This window comes from Leisingera sp. F5 (genome assembly GCF_001593695.1).
Window position 1 is genome coordinate 22,042 of record NZ_LUKH01000044.1, and the last position, 6,399, is coordinate 28,440.

Here is a 6,399-nt window from a genome sequence, read left to right on the forward strand (position 1 = left end):
GGTTCAGTTCGAGGTGAGGGTTATACCAGTCACCTCTGCGGGTTCAACTTGCGGACGCAGGCCCAAGAGCGGTGCCACCCGCCCGATCATCTCAGCCGCCACCGGGGTGGCAGTCCAGCCTGCGGTGCGGCGCTCCTCGCCGTGGGCAATAATGGAGGGTTCGTCCAGCGTCACGATCAGCACATATTCCGGGTCATGTGCCGGAAAAATAGAGGCAAAAGTGGCAATCACCTTATCATCATAATAGCCGCCCTGCGGCTTGGGCTTGTCGGCGGTGCCGGTCTTGCCGCCGACCTGATAGCCCTCGACCTCGGCAAAAGACGCAGTGCCCTCGCTGACCACCTTGCGCAACATCTTGCGTGCGGCGGCGGCGGTGCTTTCGCTCAGCACCCGTTCCCCGAGCTGCGGGGCGCTCTGCTTCAGAATCGTCGGCGCCACATAGCGGCCGCCATTGGCAATCGCCGCATAGCCCGCCGCCAGATGCATCGGCGTGGTGGAAATGCCGTGGCCGTAGGAAATGGTCATTGCCGACAGTTCCGACCAGTTGGCGGGCAGCAGCGGTTTGCCGCCTTTGGCTTCGGAAATTTCAAACGGGGTCGGATCCAGCATGCCCAGCGTATCAAGGAAGCTTTTCTGCCGCTCCACCCCGATCTGCTGCGCCAGCCGCGCGGTGCCGATGTTGGAGGATTTGACGATGATCTTGGTCACCGACATCTCGTTGCCGTAGTTGCGGAAATCGCGGATCGCAAAGCGCCCCCAGCGCAGCGGGCCGCGGGTGTCGATCACCGTATCGGCGCCGACCAGCCCCAGATCCATCGCCTGCGCGGCGGTGAAAATCTTGAAGGTGGAGCCAAGTTCATACACCCCCTGCACCGCGCGGTTGAACAGAGGGCTGACCGAGGGGTCAAAGCCGGACGCCGGCGGGCGCGGACGGTCGTTGGGGTCGAAATCCGGGAAGGACACAACCGAAATCACCTCGCCCGTATGGGCATCCATCAGAATCGAGGTGGCACCTTTGGCGTTCATCAGCTTCATGCCGCCGTAAAGCACCTGCTCTGCCGCCGCCTGCACAGTAAGGTCCAGCGACAGCTGCAGCGGCTTACCCGCATTGCCCGGGTCGCGCAGGTAGCTGTCGAACTGACGCTCCACGCCTGCAACGCCGATCACCTCGGCGGCGTTGACGCCCTCCTTGCCGAAACCGGCGCCGCCCAGCACATGGGCGGCCAGGCTGCCGTTCGGGTAGAGCCGCATCTCACGCGGGCCGAACATCAGGCCGGGATCGCCGATGTCATGCACGGCCTGCAGTTGCTCGGGGCTGATTTTCTTCTTCACCCACAGAAACTTGCGCTTACCCGTGAAGTCCTTGACCAGACGGTCGCGGTCCAGATCCGGGAAGATCTGCACCAGCTTATCAGCGGCGCCCACAGGGTCGATCATCTGCGGCGGCTGAGCATAGAGGGAGTGCGTTTCAAAATTGGTCGCCAGCAGGCTGCCGTTGCGGTCGACGATATCCGCACGTTGCGCAGCGATGACGCTGCCAGCAACGCTGGCCACTGGCTCTGCCGGCTCAGACACCGCGGTCATCCCCATGCGTGCGGTGATCGCGCCAAAGGCACAGACAAAGAACAGCCCCAGCACCAGCAGCCGCCCTTCTGCGCGCTGGCGGGACTGCACCTGCATCTCCTGATGGCGCAGGCTGATGTTTTCCTCTTCGATCACATCCGGATTTTCGCCGGTTGCGCGGGCATGAAGAACCCGCGCCAGCGGGCGGAGCGGGGTGCGGATCATGGCTGGCTCCTCTGGTTCAGGCCCGACACCTCAACACCTTCTGTGATCACCAGCTCTTCGGGTTCAGGATAGGACACTTCATCCACGCGGCCGAATTGGTCGGGGCGCAGCGGCAACAAGCCAAGGCTGTCGAAATTGATCTCCGCCAGCTCGCGCAGGCGCTGCGGGCGGTTGAGATAGGCCCATTCGGCGCGCAGCACGCTAAGCCGCACCTGCGCCGCGCCGATCTGCTGCTGCAAGCCGCGGGTTTCTTTCAGTACCTGCTGGGTGGCGTAGTTTTCGCGGTAAGCCCAGAAGGCCAGGCCAAAGACGGCCAGGCAGGTTGCGGCATACAGCAAGGTCTTCATTTGCGCGCCTCTTTCAGCTGCGGCATTCCAAGTTCTTTGGCCGAGATCGGCCCGGGTTCAGCAGCCGTGCGGCGCCCGACCCGCAGGCGGGCAGAGCGGGAGCGCGGGTTCTCGGCCAGCTCCTGATCATCCGGGCCAACCGCCTTGCGGGTGACCAGTTCGAATTGCGACGGTGTTTCTTCCCGCTCCGGCGCATAGCGGTTGGCGCGGCCGGTTTTGCCCGCGCGGTGCTGGAAGAAGCGTTTGACCATCCGGTCCTCGACCGAGTGGAAGGTGACAACTGCCAAAAGCCCGCCGGGTTTCAACGCCCGTTCGGCGGCCAGAAGCCCCTCGAACAGCTCATCATATTCGGCGTTCACCGCGATGCGCAGCCCCTGGAAGCTGCGGGTCGCCGGATGCGACTGGTTGGGCTTGGGGCGCGGCAGGCAGGATTCAATGATCTTCGCAAGGCGCAGAGTGCTGGTGATCGGTTCAATCGTGCGTTCGCGGACAATCGCCTTGGCGATGCGGCGGCTGGCGCGCTCTTCGCCATAGTGGAACAGGATGTCAGCGATCTGCGCCTCATCCAGCTCGGCGATCAGGTCGGCAGCTGAAGGCCCCGACTGCGACATCCGCATGTCCAGCGGCCCGTCCCGCATAAAGGAGAAGCCGCGTTCGGCCAGGTCCAGCTGCATCGAGGAGACGCCGAGGTCCAGCACCACACCATCAAGGTCTTGCGCGTATTCATCCATTCGGGAGAACACACCCTGCTGCAGGATCAGGCGGCTGCCGTACTCCCCTGCCCAGGGCTTGGCCATCTCAAACGCCAGCGGGTCGCGGTCTACGCCGGTGACTTCATCCGCGCCGGCCTCCAGCAGCCCGCGGGTATAGCCGCCTGCGCCAAAAGTGCCGTCCAGCCAGCGGCCCGTGACCGGGGCCACGGCCTGCAGCAGCGGGCGCAGAAGGACGGGAATGTGGGGACCATTGGCAGCGTCTTGGTCCTGTGTCATGGGTCAAACGCCTCCGGCGCCATCTAGGAATTCCAGGGGATCGAAATCCTCGGGCAGGTCTTCCATCAGTTTCTCGGCTTCCGCCATTTCGACCTCTTGATAGGTCCCGGGGTTCCAGATCTGGAAGGTGTCGCCGGACGCAATAAAGAAGGCCTCGCCCTCCAGGCCGATCTTCTGACGCAGCTTGGCCGGCAGCACAAGGCGGCCGGTGTCATCCACGTTGGTCGGCAAGGATTGGCCGTTGAACATGCGTTCCAGGATCTTGCGCGGTTTGGAGCCGCGCGGCAGGGCGGCGATCTTGGCGTCGACCTCGTCGATGGCTTCCATAGTATAGCATTCCAGGAACGGGCGGCGGTGGTCGCCGTAAACAATCACCAGTTCGGGGCTGTCGCCGGATTTCCAGTTCGGATCGGCGGCCTCCAGCACACGGCGGAAAGAGGCCGGAATTGACACCCGCCCCTTGCTGTCCACCTTGTGGTGGCTTTCGCCTCTGAACCTGCGGCCCAACTTACCGTTCCTTTTTCGCGCGTCCCTCGCGTAAATCCGATCCCCAGAATGAAAAGGGGCGGGTTGATCTGCTGCCACTGATCAACCCGCCGCCTTGGCCCGCTTTGCGGGATGTCCGACTGCGCGCGCCACCTGGGGGGATGTCTGCTCGCTCGCGCGCCGGATCTCTTTGTTCGATGAAAGCGAAGGCCTGTATGAAACCTGCTCTTTTAGTTTGGCTTGGGGTCGTTTGGCGCCCCGTCCCTCGTCTCATTCGATGTAATAGGGATACTATGGGAATTGATGGCCCTGCAACTGTTTTCTGCGGAAAAGCGCCGAAGGCTTGACAGAGCAACTGAGTTTCAAAAGAGATTCGTGGCATGATTTAGGCAAAAAATCGAAATTCTTGTGCATAGCCCCACCATGAACACCAGATATAGAGGTGAGTTGCGCCTGCAATTTTTTTCCCATAGTTTCCCGCGATTCTGCAAGCAAGCGCGCAGCAGCTTTGGATATTCCCCTTACGTTCGCCCCTCCTGCAACAGAACCGCCGGGAAACCCTGATATCAGCGGTTCAACACCGAGTGATTCGGGCCCTCAAGAGGAAAGCGAGGCAAACCGGGCCATAATTTCCCATGGCGCCCGTGAATTCCCGCCGGTGCCATGAATTCCCGGCGGCCCCATGCAATCCCGCCGGTCCCATGCCGCCCCAAGCGGGGCCGGTTGTCCCGCAGGTTCCCAAACCGGGCGGGAAATCCCATCTGCGCCCAAACAAAGGAGCAAACAGCAAATGGCCCGCCAATGAGGCGGGCCATCCGGGACACTATATAGAGAGGGCTGAGCCCTGCGGCGTCAGGCCATGCCGCCGCCGATCAGACCTTCGGCAATCCGGGCATAGGCCTGCGCCATTGGCCCCTCGCCCGCCGCGATGGGCGTGCCGTTGTCGCCGGACAGACGGGTTTCCAGATCAATCGGCAGCGCCCCCAAAAGCGGCAGGCCCAGCGTCTCGGCCTCTGCCGCGACGCCGCCATGGCCAAAGATGTGATGTTCGCCGCCGCAATCGGGACAGGTGAAGAAGGACATGTTCTCGATCAGCCCCAGCACCGGGGTTTTCAGCGTCTTGAACATGTCCATCGCCTTGCGCGCATCCAGCAGCGCCACGTCCTGCGGAGTGGAGACCACAATGGCGCCGGTCAGTTCTGCCTTGGTGCACAGCGTCAGTTGCACGTCGCCGGTGCCGGGCGGCAGGTCGACGATCAGCACATCCAGCTCGCCCCAGTTCACCTGCCCCAGCATCTGCTGCAGCGCCCCCATCAGCATCGGGCCGCGCCAGACCACCGCCTTGCCCTCTTCCAGCATAAAGCCGATCGACATCAGGGTGACGCCATGGGCATGCAGCGGTTCGATGATCTTGCCGTCGGGGCTAGCGGGGCGGCCGGTGGCGCCCATCATCCGCGGCTGGGAGGGGCCATAGATGTCAGCATCCAGCAGGCCGACCTTGCGTCCTTGCTTGGCCAGCGCCACGGCGAGGTTGGAAGAAACGGTGGACTTGCCCACCCCGCCCTTGCCAGAGGCAACCGCCAGGATGCGCTTGACGCCCGCCGGTTTCAGCGGCTCGGCCTGCGGTTTCGGATGGCCGCCGACCTTGAGGCTGGGGGCGGGCTGCTGCGGGGCATGGGCGGTGAGCGCGGCAGAGACCGTTTCGACACCATCCAGAGACAGCACTGCGGCCTCGGCGGCTCTGCGCAAAGGCTCCATCAGCTTGGCGATCTCGGGGCTGGGCGCCTCGATCACAAAGCTGACCTTGCTGCCGTCGATACGCAGCGCGCGCAGCATATCGCGCGACACCAGCGTGCCGCCGTCCGGCAAGGCCAGCCGCTCCAGTATTTCGCGAACCTGATCCTGAGTGACCGCCATGACTGCTCTCCTGCGTGTTGTCCGGCCCTATATATGTGTCCGCCATACGCCTTGGAACCCGTGTTGCGTGATTGCCGCGGCTCCGGCCGCAAGGCCAAGGACCGGATCCGTCAACAGCCTGTGCCGCCAGCCATGCGCGGATTGCAGCCCCGCGCCCGGAATTTATACAGCTGCGCAACGGCGTGCTGAAATTAGCCCCCCTTTACAAAGGCATACCCTAGGTCACCCATGCAAATGCTGCATAGCAGCATTGACGATGCACGGGATTGCGACTCTGCGGAAGATCCCTAAATTACCCCTCAAGCGGCGCCGGGATGGCGCCAGACGGATACGACGATACGGTCAGACGAAGGAACAGAACGATGGCAGCAGCACAACAGATCTCCGCGGTAAGCATTGCATCCCCGGTTGGCTTCCTGGATGCGCTGATGGTGAAATTCGTCCGTTACCGGCTGTATCGCAAGACCGTCAATGAACTGTCGGCGCTGACAGCACGCGATCTGGCGGATCTGGGCCTGAACCGGTCTGAGATCCAGCGCGTCGCCTATCAGGCCGCTTACGAGAACAACTAATAGAGATCAGGCCTTTTCTCCTCCTCCCTTGAAGGGCCTGTCCTACGCGGTGGCATCCTCCTCCTCCCTGATGCCGCCGCACCTTATACCGGTTAACAGCCGGGCTTGAATCACCGGGATCTCCTCCTCCCTGAATTCCGGTGTTTGACAGAACGGCGGCACCCCTCCTCCTCCCTGGGTGCCGCCGTTTCTTGTTTTCCGCACAGCAAAACCGCCCCCCCTGATGACAGACGGCTGCAGTCAAGCACTTGCCTGGCCGTGTCGCGTAAACCTCGAAGGAAGGGGCGGCGCAGGCGCGGC

General features: G+C 62.9%; 6 protein-coding genes. 1 reads left to right on the top strand and 5 read right to left on the bottom strand.

The genetic code is table 11. The annotated features are described in order from the left end of the window. Positions 1 to 3: 3 nt before the first annotated feature. From A2I95_RS21380 to A2I95_RS21400, 5 genes are all read right to left on the bottom strand, one after another. On the bottom strand, positions 4 to 1,788 hold the full coding sequence (locus A2I95_RS21380) for a penicillin-binding protein 2 (RefSeq protein WP_291733080.1): 1,785 nt from the start codon (positions 1,786 to 1,788) through the stop codon (positions 4 to 6). Next, on the bottom strand, positions 1,785 to 2,135 hold the full coding sequence (locus A2I95_RS21385) for a cell division protein FtsL (protein ID WP_291733082.1): 351 nt from the start codon (positions 2,133 to 2,135) through the stop codon (positions 1,785 to 1,787). Before A2I95_RS21385 ends, A2I95_RS21380 begins: the two co-directional genes overlap by 4 nt. Further along, a complete protein-coding gene (rsmH, locus tag A2I95_RS21390) occupies positions 2,132 to 3,124 on the bottom strand; it encodes a 16S rRNA (cytosine(1402)-N(4))-methyltransferase RsmH (RefSeq protein WP_291733084.1) in 993 nt (330 codons plus the stop codon). Before rsmH ends, A2I95_RS21385 begins: the two co-directional genes overlap by 4 nt. A 3-nt stretch (positions 3,125 to 3,127) precedes the next feature. Beyond that, positions 3,128 to 3,631: a division/cell wall cluster transcriptional repressor MraZ gene (gene mraZ / locus A2I95_RS21395; protein WP_291733086.1), complete on the bottom strand. Its 504-nt coding sequence runs from the start codon at positions 3,629 to 3,631 to the stop codon at positions 3,128 to 3,130. A gap of 831 nt (positions 3,632 to 4,462) precedes the next feature. Further along, positions 4,463 to 5,527: an Mrp/NBP35 family ATP-binding protein gene (locus tag A2I95_RS21400; protein ID WP_291733088.1), complete on the bottom strand. Its 1,065-nt coding sequence runs from the start codon at positions 5,525 to 5,527 to the stop codon at positions 4,463 to 4,465. 362 nt (positions 5,528 to 5,889) lie between these two features. Between A2I95_RS21400 and A2I95_RS21405 the strand changes: the two genes are divergently transcribed. Further along, positions 5,890 to 6,099, top strand: coding sequence for a DUF1127 domain-containing protein (locus tag A2I95_RS21405; protein WP_291733090.1), 210 nt, complete (start codon positions 5,890 to 5,892; stop codon positions 6,097 to 6,099). Positions 6,100 to 6,399 lie beyond the last annotated feature (300 nt).